The organism is Stenotrophomonas sp. PE591, assembly GCF_018320795.1.
Classification (GTDB): Bacteria; Pseudomonadota; Gammaproteobacteria; order Xanthomonadales; family Xanthomonadaceae; genus Stenotrophomonas; species Stenotrophomonas maltophilia.
In genome coordinates this window covers 508,539-526,709 of sequence record NZ_JAAOKO010000002.1, presented here as the reverse complement: position 1 = coordinate 526,709, position 18,171 = coordinate 508,539, and the positions used below count along the sequence as shown (strand labels likewise).

Annotated in this window: 15 protein-coding genes and 2 tRNA genes; 15 read left to right on the top strand and 2 right to left on the bottom strand. The window is 67.3% G+C overall.

Features of this window, described 5'->3' with window-relative positions:
* Nucleotide 1 precedes the first annotated feature (1 nt).
* The 5 genes from JLDANKMP_RS07685 (at nucleotide 2) to JLDANKMP_RS07665 (ending at nucleotide 3,661) form a co-directional block, all read left to right on the top strand.
* Nucleotides 2–619, top strand: a complete 618-nt coding sequence (locus JLDANKMP_RS07685) for a DsbE family thiol:disulfide interchange protein (protein WP_005410345.1) — start codon at nucleotides 2–4, stop codon at nucleotides 617–619.
* A gap of 4 nt (nucleotides 620–623) precedes the next feature.
* On the top strand, nucleotides 624–1,073 hold the full coding sequence (locus tag JLDANKMP_RS07680; protein WP_005413991.1) for a cytochrome c-type biogenesis protein: 450 nt from the start codon (nucleotides 624–626) through the stop codon (nucleotides 1,071–1,073).
* Nucleotides 1,067–2,056 carry a cytochrome C biogenesis protein gene (locus tag JLDANKMP_RS07675; RefSeq protein WP_212560848.1) on the top strand — a complete coding sequence of 330 codons (990 nt, stop codon included), beginning with the start codon at nucleotides 1,067–1,069 and terminating at the stop codon, nucleotides 2,054–2,056. Before JLDANKMP_RS07680 ends, JLDANKMP_RS07675 begins: the two co-directional genes overlap by 7 nt.
* A gap of 148 nt (nucleotides 2,057–2,204) precedes the next feature.
* Complete coding sequence (locus JLDANKMP_RS07670; RefSeq protein WP_212560847.1) at nucleotides 2,205–3,317, top strand: homoserine O-acetyltransferase; 1,113 nt, start codon at nucleotides 2,205–2,207, stop codon at nucleotides 3,315–3,317.
* Entirely contained in the window at nucleotides 3,317–3,661 is a 345-nt protein-coding gene (locus tag JLDANKMP_RS07665; protein WP_212560846.1) for a DUF1294 domain-containing protein, read from the top strand. Before JLDANKMP_RS07670 ends, JLDANKMP_RS07665 begins: the two co-directional genes overlap by 1 nt.
* Before the next feature lie 92 nt (nucleotides 3,662–3,753).
* On the opposite strand, the gene cydC is transcribed toward JLDANKMP_RS07665, so the two are convergent.
* Together cydC and cydD are read right to left on the bottom strand one after the other, a co-directional pair.
* A complete protein-coding gene (gene cydC / locus JLDANKMP_RS07660) occupies nucleotides 3,754–5,427 on the bottom strand; it encodes a thiol reductant ABC exporter subunit CydC (RefSeq protein ID WP_212560845.1) in 1,674 nt (557 codons plus the stop codon).
* Nucleotides 5,424–7,169 (bottom strand): thiol reductant ABC exporter subunit CydD, encoded by a 1,746-nt coding sequence (cydD, locus tag JLDANKMP_RS07655; protein ID WP_212560844.1) that lies wholly within the window; start codon nucleotides 7,167–7,169, stop codon nucleotides 5,424–5,426. The genes cydC and cydD overlap by 4 nt, the downstream gene beginning before the upstream one ends.
* A 228-nt stretch (nucleotides 7,170–7,397) precedes the next feature.
* On the opposite strand from cydD, the gene JLDANKMP_RS07650 reads away from it, so the two are divergent.
* The 10 genes from JLDANKMP_RS07650 to pgaD all read left to right on the top strand — a co-directional run bounded on the left by JLDANKMP_RS07650 (nucleotide 7,398) and on the right by pgaD (nucleotide 18,088).
* Nucleotides 7,398–8,987, top strand: coding sequence for a cytochrome ubiquinol oxidase subunit I (locus JLDANKMP_RS07650; protein ID WP_212560843.1), 1,590 nt, complete (start codon nucleotides 7,398–7,400; stop codon nucleotides 8,985–8,987).
* Between the two features lie 15 nt (nucleotides 8,988–9,002).
* The gene (gene cydB / locus JLDANKMP_RS07645) at nucleotides 9,003–10,154 is read left to right on the top strand and encodes a cytochrome d ubiquinol oxidase subunit II (RefSeq protein WP_005410353.1); all 1,152 of its coding nucleotides are present in this window, start codon (nucleotides 9,003–9,005) and stop codon (nucleotides 10,152–10,154) included.
* 58 nt (nucleotides 10,155–10,212) lie between these two features.
* The gene (gene cydX / locus JLDANKMP_RS07640; RefSeq protein WP_005410354.1) at nucleotides 10,213–10,329 is read left to right on the top strand and encodes a cytochrome bd-I oxidase subunit CydX; all 117 of its coding nucleotides are present in this window, start codon (nucleotides 10,213–10,215) and stop codon (nucleotides 10,327–10,329) included.
* A 55-nt stretch (nucleotides 10,330–10,384) separates the two neighbouring features.
* Nucleotides 10,385–10,461: transfer RNA gene (locus JLDANKMP_RS07635), tRNA-Pro, on the top strand.
* A 140-nt stretch (nucleotides 10,462–10,601) separates the two neighbouring features.
* Nucleotides 10,602–10,678: transfer RNA gene (locus JLDANKMP_RS07630), tRNA-Pro, on the top strand.
* Between the two features lie 222 nt (nucleotides 10,679–10,900).
* Complete coding sequence (locus tag JLDANKMP_RS07625) at nucleotides 10,901–12,106, top strand: MFS transporter (protein ID WP_212560842.1); 1,206 nt, start codon at nucleotides 10,901–10,903, stop codon at nucleotides 12,104–12,106.
* A 341-nt stretch (nucleotides 12,107–12,447) separates the two neighbouring features.
* Nucleotides 12,448–14,475 carry a poly-beta-1,6 N-acetyl-D-glucosamine export porin PgaA gene (gene pgaA / locus JLDANKMP_RS07620; protein WP_212560841.1) on the top strand — a complete coding sequence of 676 codons (2,028 nt, stop codon included), beginning with the start codon at nucleotides 12,448–12,450 and terminating at the stop codon, nucleotides 14,473–14,475.
* Between the two features lies 1 nt (nucleotide 14,476).
* A complete protein-coding gene (pgaB, locus tag JLDANKMP_RS07615) occupies nucleotides 14,477–16,363 on the top strand; it encodes a poly-beta-1,6-N-acetyl-D-glucosamine N-deacetylase PgaB (protein ID WP_212560840.1) in 1,887 nt (628 codons plus the stop codon).
* A 1-nt stretch (nucleotide 16,364) separates the two neighbouring features.
* Complete coding sequence (gene pgaC, locus JLDANKMP_RS07610; protein WP_049460532.1) at nucleotides 16,365–17,621, top strand: poly-beta-1,6-N-acetyl-D-glucosamine synthase; 1,257 nt, start codon at nucleotides 16,365–16,367, stop codon at nucleotides 17,619–17,621.
* Nucleotides 17,618–18,088, top strand: a complete 471-nt coding sequence (gene pgaD, locus JLDANKMP_RS07605) for a poly-beta-1,6-N-acetyl-D-glucosamine biosynthesis protein PgaD (RefSeq protein ID WP_012480823.1) — start codon at nucleotides 17,618–17,620, stop codon at nucleotides 18,086–18,088. The genes pgaC and pgaD overlap by 4 nt, the downstream gene beginning before the upstream one ends.
* The last annotated feature ends 83 nt before the right edge of the window (nucleotides 18,089–18,171 follow it).

Sequence of the window (18,171 nt, the reverse complement as noted above, 5' to 3'; positions counted from 1 at the left end):
CATGTCCGAGTCCCCCGCCCCGCGCCCCTCCCGCCCGCTGCCGCCGGTAGCCATCGTGATCGGCGTGCTGTTTTTCTTCGGCCTGCTCGGGCTGATGATCTACGGGGTTATGAAATCGGGTGATCCGCAGCGCGACGTGCTGCCATCGGCGCTGATCGACAAGCCGGCGCCAGCGTTCGCGCTGCCGGTGCTGCACGACCCGGAAATGATCGTGCACAGCGACGAACTGCGTGGCGCGCCGTACCTGTTGAACGTGTGGGGCAGCTGGTGCGCGGCCTGCCGCGAGGAACACCCGGTGCTGACCCGTTTCGCCGAGAGCAAGCGCGTGCGCGTGATCGGCTACAACTGGAAGGATGAACCGACCGATGCCCTGCATTGGCTGGAACAGCTGGGCAACCCGTTCATGGTCGTGCTCAGCGACGTGGAAGGCCGCACCGCGATCGACTGGGGCGTGACCGCCGCACCGGAAACCTTCCTTGTCGACGGCAGCGGCATCGTGCGCTGGAAGTACAGCGGTGCGATGACCCAGCGCGTGGTCGACGAGAAGCTGATCCCGGCGCTGGAGAAGATCGAGAAGGCCCAGGGCAATGCCGGCAGCACGTTGCACACGGCGCCCTGAGCCCATGCGCTGGCTGCTGGCGCTGCTGCTCCTGATGCTGCCGCTGGCCGCGCTGGCACAGCAGCCGCTGCATGATCCGCAGCCGCTGCAGTTCCGCGATGGCGCCGAAGAACGCCGCTTCCACGACCTGGCCGCGCAGCTGCGCTGCGTGCAGTGCCAGAACCAGTCGCTGGCCGATTCCAACGCGCAGATCGCGCAGGACCTGCGCCGCGAGGTGCTGCAGCTGATGCAGCAGGGCCACGACGACGCGCAGATCAAGCAGTTCCTGGTCGCGCGCTACGGTGAGTTCGTGCTCTATCAGCCACCGTTGCAGCCGGGCACCTGGCTGCTGTGGGGCGGTCCCCTGCTGATGCTCGGTGCGGGTGCTCTGGTGGTGCTGGGCATCGTCCGCCGCCGTGGCCGTACGGTTGGCGCAGCAGCGGCCGGCAAGGCCGATGAAGGAGACGGATGGTGAGCCATTGGCTGCCGGTGCTGGCCGGTCTGGTTGCTGCGCTGATGGCAGCACTGGTGCTGTGGCCGCTGCGCCACTCTGGCCGCCGCGGTTTCGTGGTCGGCGTGTTCGCACTGGGCGTGGCCGGTGCCTGCCTGTACCTGCTGGTCGGTGATCCGCGTGCAGCACAGGTACAACCGACGCCGTCGGTAGCCACCCTGCGCGATGGCGTGCAGGCCCTGCAGGATGCACTGAAGCGTGACCCACAGCGGGCCGATGGCTGGGCGCTGCTGGGCCGGTCGCAAGCCGAACTGGGCAATGCCGCAGCCGCGGCGGACGCGTTCGCGCGGGCCGCCACTCTCGCCCCGGAAGACCCCGGCGTGCTGGTGGAAGCGGCGCAGGCACGTGCGCAGGCCGATGCCGGCAAGCAGTTCGATGACACCGCAATGGCCTGGTTGCAGCAGGCGCGTGCACAGGCACCCGATGCCGAGCGTGCCAGCTGGCTGCTGGGGATCGCCCTGCGCCAGCGCGGAAAGAATGCCGAGGCCGCGGATGTGTGGAGCGGCCTGCTGCCACGGCTTGAGCCCGGCGCCGCGCAGGCGCTGCAGGCGCAGATCGCCATCGCCCGTGAAGCCGCCGGTCAGCCGTCCGATGCAGCCGTTGCGGCGCCACCGGCGCTGTTGCAGGTGCGCGTGCAGTTGCCTGCGTTGAAGGGCACCGAGTGGCCGGCCAGCACCCAGGTATTCGTGCTGGCCCGCGCCGCGGGTGGACCGCCGATGCCGGTGGCCGCACGCAAGCTGCCCTTGGCCGGATTCCCGGCCACGGTCGGGCTGGGTGACGCTGACAGCCCGATGCCAACCGCACCGCTGTCGGCCCATCGCGAAGTGGAAGTGCTGGCACGCATCTCGCGCACCGGCAGCGCCAACCGCAGCGAGGATGACCTGCAGAGCGTACCGGTGAAGGTGAGCCTGCCCCACGACGGTGTTGTGGAGCTGCGCTTCCCGTAACGCGCCGCGGTAGTGCCGGCCGCTGGCCGGCAACCTCATGAATCGTGATGCGCCTGCGAGGTTGCCGGCCAGGGGCCGGCACTACCTGCATCGCCGATGGAAACCAGCGTGTCGCCAGCTCCACATGCGGCCCCGCTAGAATGCCTGCATGACCGAATTCATCCCGCCCGGCACCCGCTTCCACGCCCTGCCCTCGCCCTTCCCGTTCAAGCGCGGCGGCGCCCTGCACGGCGCGCGCGTGGCCTATGAGACCTGGGGAACACTGGCGGCCGACGCCAGCAACGCGATCCTGATCGTGACCGGCCTCTCGCCGGATGCACACGCGGCAGCCAACGACGCCAACCCGGCAGCGGGCTGGTGGGAAGGCATGGTCGGACCCGGCAAGGCGATCGATACCGACCGCTGGTTCGTGGTCTGCGTGAACTCGCTGGGCAGCTGCAAGGGCTCGACCGGTCCGGCCTCGCTCAACCCGGCCACCGGCCAACCGTATCGTCTCGACTTCCCCGAGCTGTCGATCGAAGACGGCGCGCGCGCCGCGATCGAAGTCGTGCGCGCCCTGGGCATCGAACAGCTGGCCTGCGTGGTCGGCAATTCGATGGGCGGCATGACCGCGTTGGCCGTGCTGATGCTGCACCCGGTCATTGCGCGCAGCCACGTCAACATTTCCGGCAGCGCGCAGGCGCTGCCGTTCTCCATCGCGATCCGCTCGCTGCAGCGCGAAGCGATCCGCCTTGATCCACGCTGGAATGGTGGCCACTACGACGACGACGCGTATCCCGAGTCCGGCATGCGCATGGCGCGCAAGCTGGGCGTGATCACCTACCGTTCGGCACTGGAATGGGATGGCCGCTTTGGCCGCGTGCGACTGGATTCGGACCAGACCGACGACGATCCGTTCGGCCTCGAATTCCAGGTGGAAAGTTACCTGGAAGGCCACGCACGGCGCTTCGTGCGTTTCTTCGACCCCAACTGCTATCTGTACCTGAGCCGCTCGATGGACTGGTTCGACTTGGCCGAGTACGCCGATGGCGATGTGCTGGCCGGGCTGGCGAAGATCCGGGTGGAGAAGGCGCTGGCGATCGGCGCCAACACCGACATCCTGTTCCCGGTGCAGCAGCAGCAACAGGTCGCCGATGGCCTGCGTGCCGGAGGCGCTGACGCCCATTTCATCGGATTGGAGTCACCGCAGGGTCACGACGCCTTCCTGGTCGACTTCGATCGTTTCGGCCCCGCCGTGCGCGGCTTCCTCGACGCGCTGTAGTGGCTTGGCGGCGCAACCTGGCGCTCGCCGCGTTCGGCGCGTTGATCGCGCTGATGGTCAGCGGTGTGCTGCCGCTGTGGCTGGGTGGCTGGTGCATGCTGGCCAGCGCGGTGTTGTTCGCGCTGTACGGCCAGGACAAGCGCGCGGCGCAGCGAAAGCAATGGCGCATTCCCGAACGCACCCTGCAGATGCTGGCCTTTGCCGGCGGTTGGCCGGGCGCGCTGCTGGGCCAGGCCCTGTTCCGCCACAAGCACCGCAAAGCCGAGTTCCAGTGGGTGTTCTGGCTGTGCGTGCTGGCCAACGTGGCCTCGATCGCGGTGATGCTGCGCGAGTTTTCGCGGTAACCGTTCGAATGGGTAATGCCGGCCGCTGGCCGGCAAATCCGTGTCCGTATCAAGCGCCATGAGGTTGCCGGCCAGCGGCCGGCATTACCGGTTCACGCTTCGCGGACCAGAGCCCCGTCGCGCAACCGGTACTGCGCATCAACCACGCCTTCGGGCAGGTCGTCGTGGGTGATCATCAACAGGCTGCGCCCGTCCAGCAACCCGGAAAGGTCCTGCAACAGCGCGCGTGCGGTATCCACGTCGAGGCCTTCGGTCGGTTCGTCCAGCAGCAGGATCGGCGCATTGCGCAGCAGCGCACGCGCCAGTGCCAACCGCCGGGCCTGGCCGGCCGACATCGTCGCGCCGTTCTCGCCCACCCAGGCCGGCAGGCCGCCGTTGCGCTCGGCCCATTCGCCCAGGCGCACGCGGCGCAGCACCGCCCACAAGGCGGCGTCGCTGGCATCGGGATCACCCAACCGCAGGTTCTCGGCCACGCTGCCGGCAAACACCGGCGCGTTCTGCGGCAGCCACGCCAGTTGCCGGTGCCAGTCGGCCTGGGCGAAATCACGCAGGTCGCGGCCACCGTAGGTCAGCCGTCCCTGCTGCGGATCCCACAACCGCAGCAGCAGGCTCGACAGCGTGGTCTTGCCGCTGCCGCTGTCTCCACGGATGGCGATGCGTTCGCCTGGCGCCAGGGTCAGCTGCAGGCCGGACAACACCGGCCGCGCGCCGCCTGGCCACTGGAAATGCACGTCATCCCAATGCACGCGCGCAGCCGGCGGCACCACCTGTGGCGCCTGCGGATCGTCCACTGTCGGCGGTTGCTCGACGATCGCCTGCAGGCGATCGGCGGCAATGCGCCCGGACTGCAGCGACTGCCAGGCCAGGCCCATGCCGGCCCACAGCTCGATCAACGCCACGGTGAGGAACACCAAACCTGCGGCCATTTCCGGTGCGATGCGCTGCTGCTCGGCCGCGTGCAGGGCCAACGCTAGCATCGCCACCAGCCCCAGCCCGGCCACCAGGCCATGCAGGGTCGAGGCCGCGATCAGGCGCCAGCGCCGACGACGATCCCGCGAGGCCAGCTGCTTGGCTGCCACGCGCACCTTCAGCTGCCACGCTGCATCGGCATGCAGCGCGGCCAGGTCACCCGCACCTTCCAACCCTTCAAAGGCCGCGGTGCGCAATGCGGCGCGATGCGCCGCGCGGTCGGCCTCTTCATCATCGTGGCCACGCACGCCCAGCCACGGCACGCCGAAGGCGATCAGCAGCGCCAGCACCGCCAGCAGCACCGCAGCCGGCGGCAGGATCAGTGCCGCCGAAACGATCGCGACCAGCGACAATCCGCCCAACGCCACCAGCGGCCCGATCGCACGCACCAGCAGGCCGTCCACTTCACCGATGTCGCCGAGCAGGCGCGCCAGAAGGTCGCCGGTGCGCGTAGCCCCCAATCGTGCGGGTGCCAGCGGCAACGCGCGGCGGAAGAACCACACGCGCAGGTCGCGGGCGATGCGCAGCGTGGCGTCGTGGCCGACCAGCTTCTCGAAATAGCGCGACACGATGCGCGCCATCGTCAGCCCGCGTATACCCGCGGACGGTGAGAAGAAGTTGAAGCCTTGGCCGAGGCCGGCCGCACCAGCCAACGCGGCGGCGGTGAGGAAGCCACCGGACAGGCCAAGCAATGCGGTGCCGGCCAGCATGGTGGTCCACAGCAGCAGCACGGTCAGCAGCAGGCGCGGCCGATGGCGCAGGAACACCGCGCGCAGCGAATCAGGCGAACGGCTCATGCGCGCACCGCCTGTGCCGGTTCGACCAGGCGCCCTTCCGGCAGCAGCAGGCAGCGGTCGGCCCAGGCGATCACCGCCGGGCTGTGGGTGGCGACCACCACACTGCGACCTCGCGCATAGGCAGCCAGGCTGCGCAGCAGTGCGGCCTCGGTATCGGCGTCGAGAAACGCGGTGGGTTCGTCCAGCAGCAGGACCTGCGGGTCGCGCAGCAACAACCGGGCAAGGCCGATACGACGGGCTTCGCCGCCGGACAGGCCGAAGCCACGTTCGCCGATCACCGTGTCCAGGCCCTGTGGCAGGCGCTGTGCGAACTGCAGCACCTGCGCGGCCTCGGCCACCGCACGAAGACGCGCATCGCTGGCACCCGGATCGGCCAGGCGCAGGTTGTCGGCAATGCTGCCGTGGAACAGGTAGGGGCGCTGGCTGGCATAGGCCACCTGCACACCGGGACGCAGCTGCAGCTTGCCGGCGCACGGCGGCAGCCAGCCGGCCAGCGCTTCCAGCAGGGTGCTTTTACCGGAGCCGCTGGGACCAACCAGGGCCAGGCGCTGGCCCGGCTCCAGCCGCAGGTCCAGATCCTGCAGCACATCCTGCGGCGCGCCCAGCGGGCGCAGCACCAGCCCTTGTGCCTGCAGCGGCGGCAACGCGGCCTCGGCCGGCTCCACCGCCAGCGGTGCAACCTCGTTCTCGACCAGGCCCTGCTCATCGGGTAGCGACTGCAGCAGGCGCTCCACTTCGGCGGCGGCGGCCAGTGCATTGGCGCGATCATGGTAGTGCGCGGCCAGCCGTCGCAGCGGCGCATAGAATTCCGGTGCCAGCAGCAGGCAGAACAGCCCCGCACCCAGCGTCGGCACCGCTGCATGCAGCGACATCATGCCCAGATAGCTCAGGCCCAGGTACAGCGCCACCATCGCCACGCTCACCGAGGCGAAGAATTCCAGCACCGTGGACGACAGGAAGGCAATCCGCAGCACCTTCAGCGTGCGCACGCGCACGCCTTCAGCGGCGGCCTCGATACCCTCCAGCTCGGCGTCACCGCGGCCATACAGGCGTAGCAGGCCCAGGCCCTTGATCCGGTCGGCGAAATGGCCGCTCATGCGTGCCAGCTCACCCAGCTGCGCACGGCCGGCCGCTTCGGCGCCCCAGCCCACCAGCATCATGAAGAACGGCACCAGCGGCGCGGTGAACAGCAGGATCAGCGCCACCACCCAGTCGACCCAGGCGACAGCGGCCAGGATCAGCAGCGGCACCACCACCACTTCAGTGCGCACCGGCAGGAAGCCGCTGTAATAGCTCTCGATCGCATCACCGTGATGCAGCATCAGTTCGCCCAGTTCGCCGGTGCGGCGCTGCCGCAGCCACAGTGGGCCGTGGCCCAACAGGCGTGCGAACACGCGTTCGCGCAATGCCAGGCGTGCGGCGTCGGCCACGTCACCGGCGGCGGCCTGGGTGGCGCTGCCCAGCAGGGTGCGCAGCACCAGGATCACCGCCAATCCCGCCAGCACCGGCAGGCCAGAGGCCAGCGGCACGCGCTCCACCAGCACCTGCTGCACCAGCCAGGCGATGGCGGCAGCCTGGCCGATCAACAGTGCGCCGGACAGGCTGATGCACAGCGCGGCCAGGCGCTGGCGGCCCCGGGCGGAGCGTGCCAGGTCGGCCAGCCAGGCCGTGCGCACACGCCGCTGTCGGGCGGTTTCAGCTTCCGGGGACAGGCCGTCAGGGGTCGTTTCGGCAGCGCTCAAGAGGTCTTCACGGGCAACGGGGGAGACACGGCATTGTAGGCGCAGGCAATAGCCCGCCCCTGCGGCCGGCGGTCGCAGTCTTCATCAGGTTGGCATACGATCAACCGGGGCACCTGTTCATACATTGATCTGGATCAAGGCTGTTTGAAGTAGTCGGTCACATCATTCACGTCGTAGACCACCCTTCCCGCCACCTGCAACGGCACTATCCAACGAGGTAGCCAGGCCATGATTGATCAGACAGTCGTAGAACTGTCGCGGCTGCAATTCGCGCTGACCGCGATGTACCACTTCCTATTCGTACCGCTCACCCTCGGCCTGTCCTTCATGGTGGCCATCATGGAGAGCGTGTATGTGATGACCGGCAAGGAGATCTGGCGCAGGATGACCCTGTTCTGGGGCGTCCTGTTCGGCATCAACTTCGCCATGGGCGTTGCCACCGGCATCGTCATGGAATTCCAGTTCGGCATGAACTGGTCCTACTACAGCCACTACGTGGGTGACATCTTCGGTGCGCCACTGGCGATCGAAGGCCTGATGGCGTTCTTCCTGGAAGCCACCTTCGTCGGCCTGTTCTTCTTCGGCTGGAACCGCCTGAGCAAGGTCAAGCACCTGATGGTGACCTGGCTGATGGCGCTGGGGACCAACCTGTCGGCGATCTGGATCCTGGTGGCCAATGGCTGGATGCAGAACCCGACCGGTGCGGTGTTCAACCCGGAAACCATGCGCATGGAAGTGGTCGACTTCATGGCGGTGGTGTTCAACCCGGTGGCGCAGGCCAAGTTCGTGCACACCGTCAGCGCCGGCTACGTGACCGGTGCGGTGTTCGTGATGGCGATCAGCGCGCTGTTCCTGCTGCGCAACAAGCACAAGGACCTGGCCCGTCGTTCGTTTGCGGTGGCCGCGGCGTTCGGCCTGCTGTCATCGCTGTCGGTGGTCGTGCTGGGTGACGAGAGCGGTTACGCCGCCAGCGAACACCAGAAGATGAAGCTGGCCGCGATCGAAGCGATGTGGGAGACCGAGCGTGCGCCGGCCGACTTCACCGCCTTCGGCATCCCCAACCAGGAGACCCACCAGAACGACTACGCGGTGAAGATCCCCTACCTGATGGGCCTGATCGCCACCCGCTCGTTGAACCAGCCGATTCCCGGCATCCTGGAACTGGTCGAGCGCGCCGAACACCGCGTGCGTGGCGGCCAGCTGGCCTACGGTGCATTGGAACGCCTGCGCGCCAACAAAAACGACGTTGAAGCGCGCGAGATGTTCGACCGTCACTGGCAGGACCTGGGCCACGGCCTGCTGCTCAAGCGCTATCGCGATGACATCCTCAACGCCACCCCGCAGGAAATCTCGCAGGCGGCGATGGACACGGTGCCGCGCGTGATGCCGTTGTTCTGGACCTTCCGCGTGATGGCCGGCCTCGGCTTCTACCTCATCGCCTTCTTCGCCCTGGCCTTCTACTACTCCTGCCGCAACAATTTCCAGGACAAGCGCTGGTTCCTCAAGCTGGCCCTGTGGACGCTGCCGGCGCCGTGGATCGCGATCGAGTGCGGCTGGTTCGTGGCCGAGTATGGTCGCCAGCCGTGGGCGGTCGATGGCGTGCTGCCGACCTTCTATGCAGCATCGGGGCTGGCCCTGCATGAAATCGTGCTGACCCTGGCCGGCTTCACTGCCATCTACACCGCGCTGATCGTGGTCGAGATCAAGCTGATGCTCAAGGCGATCCGCAAGGGTCCGGACGAGGTGCTGCCGTCACTGCAGTCGCCCCAGCCGCATGCTTCCCACAATGTCTCGGCGCCGGCCGCCGGCCAGGCCTGAGGCAGGAGAACCAAGATGGATTTCATTCTTCTGGACTACACCACGCTGCGCGTGATCTGGTGGCTGCTGCTCGGCATCCTGCTGATCGGTTTCGCCGTGATGGATGGTTTCGACCTGGGCGTGGGCACCCTGCTGCCCTTCGTCGCCCGCAACGACGCTGAGCGCCGGCTGGTGATCAATACCATCGGTCCAGTATGGGAAGGCAACCAGGTGTGGCTGATCCTGGGCGGCGGCGCGATCTTCGCCGCATGGCCGCCGCTCTACGCGGTCAGCTTCTCCGGGTTCTACCTGGCGATGTTCGTGATCCTGTTCGCGCTGATCCTGCGACCGGTCGGCTTCAAGTTCCGCAGCAAGATGCCCAGCGAGCGCTGGCGCAACACCTGGGACTGGGCGCTGTTCATCGGTGGCTTCATCCCGGCGCTGATCATGGGCGTGGCGGTGGGCAACGTGGTGCTGGGCGTGCCGTTCCACTTCGATGACAGCATGCGCATCTTCTACACCGGCTCGTTCTTCGGCCTGCTGATGCCCTTCGCGCTGCTGGCCGGCCTGCTCAGCGTGTCGATGCTGGTCGCCCACGGTGCCGCCATGCTGGTGCTGAAGACCGACGGCCCAGTGGCCGAACGTGCGGCCCGTTTCGGCAGCATCGCCGCGATCATCGCCTTCGTGCTGTTCGCGGTGGGCGGCGCCTGGGTGGCCTTCGGCCTGCCGGGTTACCAGATCACCTCGCAGGTGGTCACCGACGGCGCCACCAATCCGCTGCTGAAGACCGCCGAACTCGGCGCCGCCGGTGGCTGGATGCGCAACTACAGCGCCATGCCGGCCACGATCCTGGCGCCGCTGCTGGGCCTGGCCGGACTGCTGGCCAGTGCGGTACTGCTGCGGGCCCGTCGCGGCGGCCTGGCCTTCATCGCCTCCGGGGCAGCCATCGCCGGCATCATCCTGACCGTCGGCTTTGCGATCTTCCCGTTCCTGCTGCCGTCCTCGAGCCAGCCCACCTCCAGCCTGACCGTGTGGGACGCCTCGTCCAGCCACCTGACCCTGTGGATCATGCTGCTGGCCACGGCGGTGTTCCTGCCGATCATCCTCGCCTACACCACCTGGGTGTACCGCGTGCTGAAGGGCAAGACCACCACCGAAGAGATGGGCAACAACCCGAACGCGTATTGATTGCTTGCACGTGTGCCGACCAACGGTCGGCACCTACCCGGAATGAAGGAGACTGATCATGTGGTATTTCGCCTGGATTCTCGGTGCCGGCCTCGCCTCGACGGTGGCCATCCTCAACGGCATGTGGTTCGAAGCCCGCGAGCAGAACCGCATCGAGAAGGAAAATCGTCGCTGAGCTGTAAAAAAGCCTTGCCGCCTTGGCCTTCACACGGTATCTTAGGCGGCTCCTTCGGGGTGTAGCTCAGTCTGGTAGAGCGCTACGTTCGGGACGTAGAGGTCGCAGGTTCGAATCCTGTCTCCCCGACCACTTCGGTGGTCGCATTGAAGCCTGGTGAAGTCGTCCAGGCTTTTTTGTTCCCTGAAGTGGCACTGCTTCGGCAGTGTGAAGAAAACAGCATTCACCCCTTGCCGCCATCGGGGTGAATCGCTAGAATAGGCGGCTCCCTTCGGGGTGTAGCTCAGTCTGGTAGAGCGCTACGTTCGGGACGTAGAGGTCGCAGGTTCGAATCCTGTCTCCCCGACCACTTCGGTGGTCACCAAGAAGCCTGGAAGACATCACTGTCCTCCGGGTTTTTTTGTACCAGGCGCCAGGCCTCCCGCATGACGGGACCTTGCCAGGCAGCGCACGTACAATGGCCGCGCTGCCGGCCCGCCTGCAGCCCCCACCCCCACCTGCCGCTTCGGCGTAGACCGATGCCGGCGCTGCATGCCATTGCCCCGGCATGCGACACCTGCAAGGACCACCGATGAGTTCCTCCACTTCCGATTCGCCGTCGCTGCTGCACGGTCGTGTCCTCGCGTTTGCCGCGATCCTGCTGGCAGCGGTCAACCTGCGCACTGCGGTCACCTCGATCACCCCGCTGCTGGACGTACTCGGCCAGCAGTTCGGCTTCGGCACCACCATGACCGGCGTGCTGGGCATGCTGCCGACCGCGTCGTTCGCACTGTTCGGCGTGGCCACGCCGGCGCTGGCGCGGCGCCTGGGCCTGGAGCGCACCACGCTGCTGGCGATGGTGATGGCGATGGCCGGCCTGCTGCTGCGCTCCAGCGCCGGCAACGTCGGCACGCTGCTGCTCGGTTCGGTGCTGGCACTGGCCGGCATGGGCATCGGCAACGTGGTGGTGCCGCCGCTGGTGAAGCGCTATTTCGCCAACAAGGTCGGCACCATGAGCACGCTCTACATCAGCGTGCTGCAGCTGGGCACGATGCTGCCGGCGCTGCTGGCGGTGCCGGTGGCCAACGCCGCAGGCTGGCGCGTGTCGCTGGGCATGTGGGCGCTGCTGGCGCTGGCTGCCGCACTGCCGTGGCTGGTGCTGGCCAGGCGCGCGCCGAAGGCGCAGGCAGATGCCACCGACCCGGCCGCACAGCCGCATGGGAAAGTCTGGCGCACCTCACTGGGCTGGAGCATGACGCTGATGTTCGGCATGACTTCGCTGATGACCTATTCGATGTTCACCTGGCTGCCACGCATCGTGGTCGAGGCCGGCGGCACACCGGCCTTTGGTGGCGTGATGGTGGCGGTGTTCTCGGCGCTCGGGCTGCTGCCGTCGCTGGTCATTCCATCCATGGCAGTTCGCATGCAGAACCCGTTCCCGCTGGTGCTGATCGGCTTCTTCTCGTTCGTGATCGCCTTCACCGGCCTGCTGCTGGCACCGATGAAGGCCCCCCTGCTGTGGGCGTGCCTGCTCGGCGTCGGTCCATCCACCTTCCCGCTGGCGCTGACCCTGATCAACCTGCGCACGCGCACCCCCACCGGCTCGGCGGCACTGTCCGGCTTCATGCAGGGCGTGGGTTACAGCTTCAGCTGTCTGGGGCCGTTCCTGGTCGGCTGGCTGCATACGGTCAGCAACGGCTGGACGCTCCCGTTCAGCTTCCTGTTCGGCTGCGCCACCCTGATGCTGTGCGCCTCCTGGGTGGCCTGCAAGCCGCGCAAGCTGGAAGACCTCTGGTAAGCCGCGCAGGGCCTCGCAACCGGCCCACCTACCGCTCGTCAGCCCGTCTGCGCATTTTGACGCCGGGCTGACAATTCCGGGCGGATAGTGCCCACGAATGCCCATCCTTGCCGCGTGCCGGCATCGGGCATGGGGGCGGCAGCGCCGCCCAGGCCACCATTCGGTGTGCGGGGGACTCTCGTTTCAGACAAGACATTGCAGGTCGCTGTCCGGGTTTGTATCCGTCCTTGCTGGACGGGAATGCACGAAGGGAGTGACGCGGGCCACGGCCACGCCAAAAGCTGGCATGTGATGTGCGTCACATTTCTCAGGTTGTCTGGTTCGGAAGCCAAGGGTCCCCAATGGTTGTCCACCGCCGGCTGGCGCTCTGCGTCGGCCTTGCCTGTACCGCCCTGGCCTGGGCCAGCAGCGCTGCCCCGCCTGACCGCGAGGCGGCCCTGGCCGAGATCGGCCGTTACCGCGACCAAGCCCGCTGGCTGGATGCCCTCGGCGCGATCGAGCGCGCCAGCCAAGAGCAACCCAACGACGACCTGCTGTTCAAGCTGCGCGTACTGACCCTGGGCGACATCGGCAACGCCTGGCGCGCCTGGGAGCTGTACCAGCAGCGCCCGCAGCTGTTCGACGCTGCACAGAAGCAGCGCATCGAAGGCGACTACCTGGCCAAGCTGGTGGTCTGGAGCCTGGCCTACAGCAGCAGCGAAGACAGCCGCCTGGAAGAAGCCGAATCGACCCTGGCGCGCATGCAGCGCTACCTGGGCAGCGAAGGCACCCCGCCCGCGCAGGCGCCGCTTCGCGTCCGCATGGACCGGCTGATCCTGCTCAACCGGCTGGGCCGCCATGCGCAGGTGCGCGAGGAAGCCCGCGCACTGCAGGCCGAAGGCCATGCCCTGCCCGACTATGTGCTGCCTGCGGTCGGCGATTCGCTGATGGGCACCCTGCATCCGGAAGAAGCCATACCGGTGCTGCAGGCGGCAGTGGCCGGCGACCCGACACGCGATGCTTCGCATTCGGAACTGGCCTATGCCTACCTGGAGAGCGAGCAGCAGGAAAAGGCGATCGACCTACTGCAGGCCTGGCGTGACAAGGAGCCGGCGTGGCGCTGGAGCAACGGCAAGTCACCGTACGCGAACTGGTCACGTTACGAGGCCGACCTGAATCTGGCGATGGTACGCGCCTACAGCGGCGACCTGCGCACCGCACAGCACGACCTGGAATCGATGGTCGACATCGCACCGGGCAACGGCGGCCTGCAGAGCGCGCTGGGCAGCGTGTACATGATGCGCGGATGGCCACGCATGGCACTGCAGCGCCAGCAGATGGCACATGCGCTGGACCCTCGCAACATCGAGCCGCGGCTGGGCATGGAGGAGGCCTACGTCGCCCTGCAGCGCGATGACCTGGCAAGGCCACTGCACGACGATCTTGTCGCACGCTACCCGACCCAACCCGCCGTCGAACGCATGGACCAGGCCTGGCGGGCGCATCGCGGTTGGCAGCTGAAGGCATGGACCGACATTGGTCGCAGCTCCGGCGGTGGCGGCACCTCGCCGCTGGGCAACAACGACCGCCACTACGGCATCGAAGTGCAGACACCGGTGCTCGACGACCGCTGGCGGTTGTTCGCCTTCGCCGACAGGCGCTCGGTCGACTTCCAGGACCAGCGCATCGACCCGCGGTGGCTGGGCGCGGGCGTACGCTACCGCTTTGGCCAGCTGGATGCGGAAGCGGCGGTACTGCGCGCCAACGACCACATTGGCGATACCGGCCTGCGCATCGGCGTGGGTTGGCAGTTCAACGATTACTGGCATGCCGGGCTGGTGGCCGCACGCAATGACCCGGAAGCCTCGATGCAGGCGCGCGTGGCGGGCATCACCGCTGACAGCGTGAGCGCGCAGGTCGACTACCGGCGCAGCGAGCTGACCCACTGGATGTTCGGTGCCAGCCGCTTCCGCTACGACGACGGCAACCACCGCGAGCTATTCAGCACCAGCATCGAACAGCGCCTGCTGACCCGCCCGCGCTGGTTGATCGACGGCCTGGCCAGTGCCTACACCAGCCGGGGCAGCCGCGACGACGCGCCCTACTTCAACCCGAAGCGCGACCGCATGGTCGAGATCGGGCTGCGCATCGACCAGCAGCTATGGCGGCACTACGAGCGCCACTTCCGGCACCGCCTGACGGTCTCGCTCGGTGACTACTGGCAGGACGGCTTCGGCAGCGCTCTGGTCCCTTCGGTGTCCTACATGCACGAATGGCAGCTGGGCCAGGGCCGCGTGTTCGAGTACGGCGTGCGCTGGTCGCGGCCGGTCTACGACGGCCACCGCGAGCGTCATATCGGCTTCGAAGCCGCACTGCGCTGGGGAGAGTGACATGGCCCGCATCCTACGACTGATCGTGCTCCTGCTGCTGGCCGCCACGCCGCCGGCGTTCGCGCAGCAGGCCCTGCATCTCGATGCTACTGACAACGGCCTGCTGATCCTCAGCTACCACGACATCCGCGACCGGGTCGCGGCCAAGGGCGACGCCGATACCTACGCGGTGAGCACGCAGAACTTCGCCGCGCACCTGGATTGGCTGGGGGCACACGGCTACCACCCGGTGTCGCTGTCGCAGGTGATCGACGCCTCCCAGGGACGCGCCACGCTGCCACCGAAACCGGTACTGCTGACCTTCGATGATGGCCTGCGCAGCGTCTACGACAAGGCGTTCCCGCTGCTGCAGGCGTACCGCTACCCGGCGCTGGTGGCAGTGATCACCGATTACGTGGACATGGCGCCCGGACGCACGATCGACTATGGCTACCGGCCGTTCGGCCACGATGACTTCGTTACCTGGGCGCAGCTGAAGCAGATGCACGACAGCGGCCTGATCGAAGTGGCCAGCCATACCGACGACCTGCACCACGGAGTGCTTGCCAATCCGCAGGGCAATTCGACGCCAGCGGTGGTCACCCGCATCTACCGGCCGGCCACGCGCAGCTACGAGAGCGAGGCGCAGTACGAGCAGCGCCTGCGCGCCGATCTCGGCCGCAGCGTGCAGCGCATCCAGCAGCACCTGGGCGTGCCCCCGCGCGCCATTGTCTGGCCGTACGCCGCCTACAACCAGTTGAGCAACGACATCGCCGAACAGCTGGGCATGCCGGTGTCCTTCGATCTGGAAGGCCGCAGCACGCCAGTGGCCAGCGACCTGCATGGGCTGGCGCGCTTCCTGGTCAGCGACAACCCGACCGTGGAGGGCCTGGCCTACGAGCTGCGGCGCGACGTTGCGCTCGACGGCATCCGCGCGTTGCAGGTCGACCTGGATGATGTGTACGACCCGGACCCGGCGCAGCAGGGGCGCAACCTCGATGCGCTGATCGAGCGGGTCAAGCGCATCTCGCCCACCCACGTCTACCTGCAGGCGTTCGCCGATCCGGACGGCAACAACACCGCCGATGCACTGTACTTCCCCAACCGGCACATGCCGATGCGCGCGGACCTGTTCAGCCGGGTCGCCTGGCAGCTGAAGTCGCGCGCGGGGGTGAAGGTCTACGCATGGCTGCCGGTGCTCGGCTTCGAGCTGCCCGACCCCGTGCAGCGCAAGGCACTGGCGATCCACAACGGCGATGCCGACGGCATGTACCGGCTGGACTTCACCAATCTGGAGGCACGCCAGATCATGCTCGACATCTACGAGGATCTGGCCGTCAACTCGTACTTCGAAGGCCTGCTCTTCCATGATGATGGCTACCTGCGCGACACAGAACTGCCGACGCTGGCGGCCGGCGACGATGGCAGCGCTCGTACCCGGGCGCTGATCGACTTCACCCTGGCCCTGCGCGACAGTGCGCAGCGTTGGCGGCCGAAGCTGGCCACGGTGCGCAACCTGTACGCGGAGCCGGTGCTGCGTCCGCAGAGCGAAGCCTGGTTCGCGCAGCGCCTGGACCTGTTCAACAAGGCCTACGACCAGACCGCACTGATGGCGATGCCGTGGATGGAAGGCAGCAGGCATCCGGAACGCTGGCTCGACCAGCTGCTGGCCGCGGTGCGTGCGCACGATCCCCAGTTGCAGCACACCCTGTTCGAACTGCAGACCGTCGATTGGCGCAGCGGGCAACCGATTCCCGCCGAGCGCCTGCGCGCGCAGATCCGCCAGCTGCAGGCGCAGGGCGTGCACCACTTCGCCTGGTACCCGGACGACTTCATCGCCGGCCAGCCTTCCACCCATGATGCCCGCGCGGCGATGTCCGCCGGCAACTTCCCGTACCCGGAGAAGTGACATGGACATGCACCCGCTGCTGCAGGTCCTGTTCCAGTTCGCCTTCTACTACCCGATGGTGATGGCGTTCTTCTGGATGTCGGGCGGCCTGTATTACTACTTCCGGCGCGAACGCCATTCGCGCCCACGCAACGACCCGCCGCTGATGGTCGATCCACCGTTCGCGAGTCTGTTGATTCCCTGCCACAACGAGTCCGCGAACCTCGACGACACGCTCGGCGCGGCGCTGGCACAGCGCTATCCGGCCGACTACGAGGTGATCGCCATCGACGATGGCAGCAGTGATGACACCGGCGCCCGGCTCGACGTGCTGGCGGCGAAGCATCCGCGGCTGCGCGTGCTGCACCTGGACCGCAACCTCGGCAAGGCCAACGCGCTGCGCATGGGTGCGCTGGCGGCCCGCTCGGAGTACCTGGTGTGCATCGATGGCGATGCCATGCTGGAGGAACACGCCCTGCACTGGATGGTCTGGCACCTGGTCAGCGGCAACCGCGTCGGTGCGGTCACCGGCAACCCGCGCATCCGCAACCGTTCCACCCTGCTTGGACGCCTGCAGGTGGCCGAATTCTCCTCGATCATCGGCATGATCAAGCGCGCGCAGCGCGTGTACGGGCGCATCTTCACCATCTCCGGAGTGATCGCCGGCTTTCGCCGCACCGCCCTGCACCAGGTCGGCTGGTGGTCGGACGACATGGTGACCGAAGACATCGACATCAGCTGGCGCCTGCAGCGTGCGCATTGGGACATCCGCTACGAACCCAACGCGCTGTGCTTCATCCTGATGCCGGAAACGCTGAAGGGCCTGTGGCGGCAACGGCTGCGCTGGGCGCAGGGTGGCGTGGAGGTGATGCTGCGGCATGCGCGTTCACTGCTGCACTGGAAGGAACGGCGCATGTGGGGCGTACTGCTGGAGTACGTGCTGAGCGTGATCTGGGCCTACACCATGTTGTTCATCGTGGTGCTGTGGGTGCTGGGCAAGCTCATCGACCTGCCGCCGCAGCTGTACATCGCCAGCCTGCTGCCGCAATGGCATGGCGTGATCCTGGCCCTGGTCTGCCTGATGCAGTTCGCCAGCAGCCTGATCATCGACCGTCGTTACGAAACACAGATTGGACGCAACTACTTCTGGGTCATCTGGTACCCGATGGCGTACTGGCTGATCAGTCTTTCCACCACCCTGGTGGCGTTGCCGAAGACCCTGCTGCGCCGTCGCAGCAAGCGCGCCACCTGGACCAGTCCCGACCGGGGGATCCGATGAACGCACAACGCCCGTCCAACCGCTTCGACTCGCGGATGATCCGCAAGCCGCATCGCCAACCACGCTTCCAGCGCACCGCCTGGGGCTTCGTCACCCTCGCGTTCTGGGGGTTCTACTTCTACCTGTGGGCACCGTTGGTGACCCTGTTCTCGTGGCTGATCGGCGGCCAGCTGGCCTGGCAACAGCTGTACCAACGGCAAAGCCAGTTCGACCCCTATGTGCTGGTGGCACTGCCGCTGATGCTGCTGTGTGCCAGCGTGCTGCTGATCGGCTGGGCCGAGTACAACCGCGCGCGCTTCCGTGGCCACGAGCGACGCCTGCCGCGACCGCTGGCCAGCCTCAATGAAGTCGCGGCCGATCTGGGTGCCAGCACCGGCCTTGCGGAGCGCCTGCTGGGCTGCAAGGCCGCCACGCTGCACATGGACGATCACGCGCGGCCGATCGGTATCCGCCGCGAGGTGGTGTGACGCCCCGGTAGTCGCCGACCCGGGTCGGCGCTTGCTTGGGTAGCTGCCGATCCTGGTCGGCGCTTGGGCCTGATGGGCGTCGA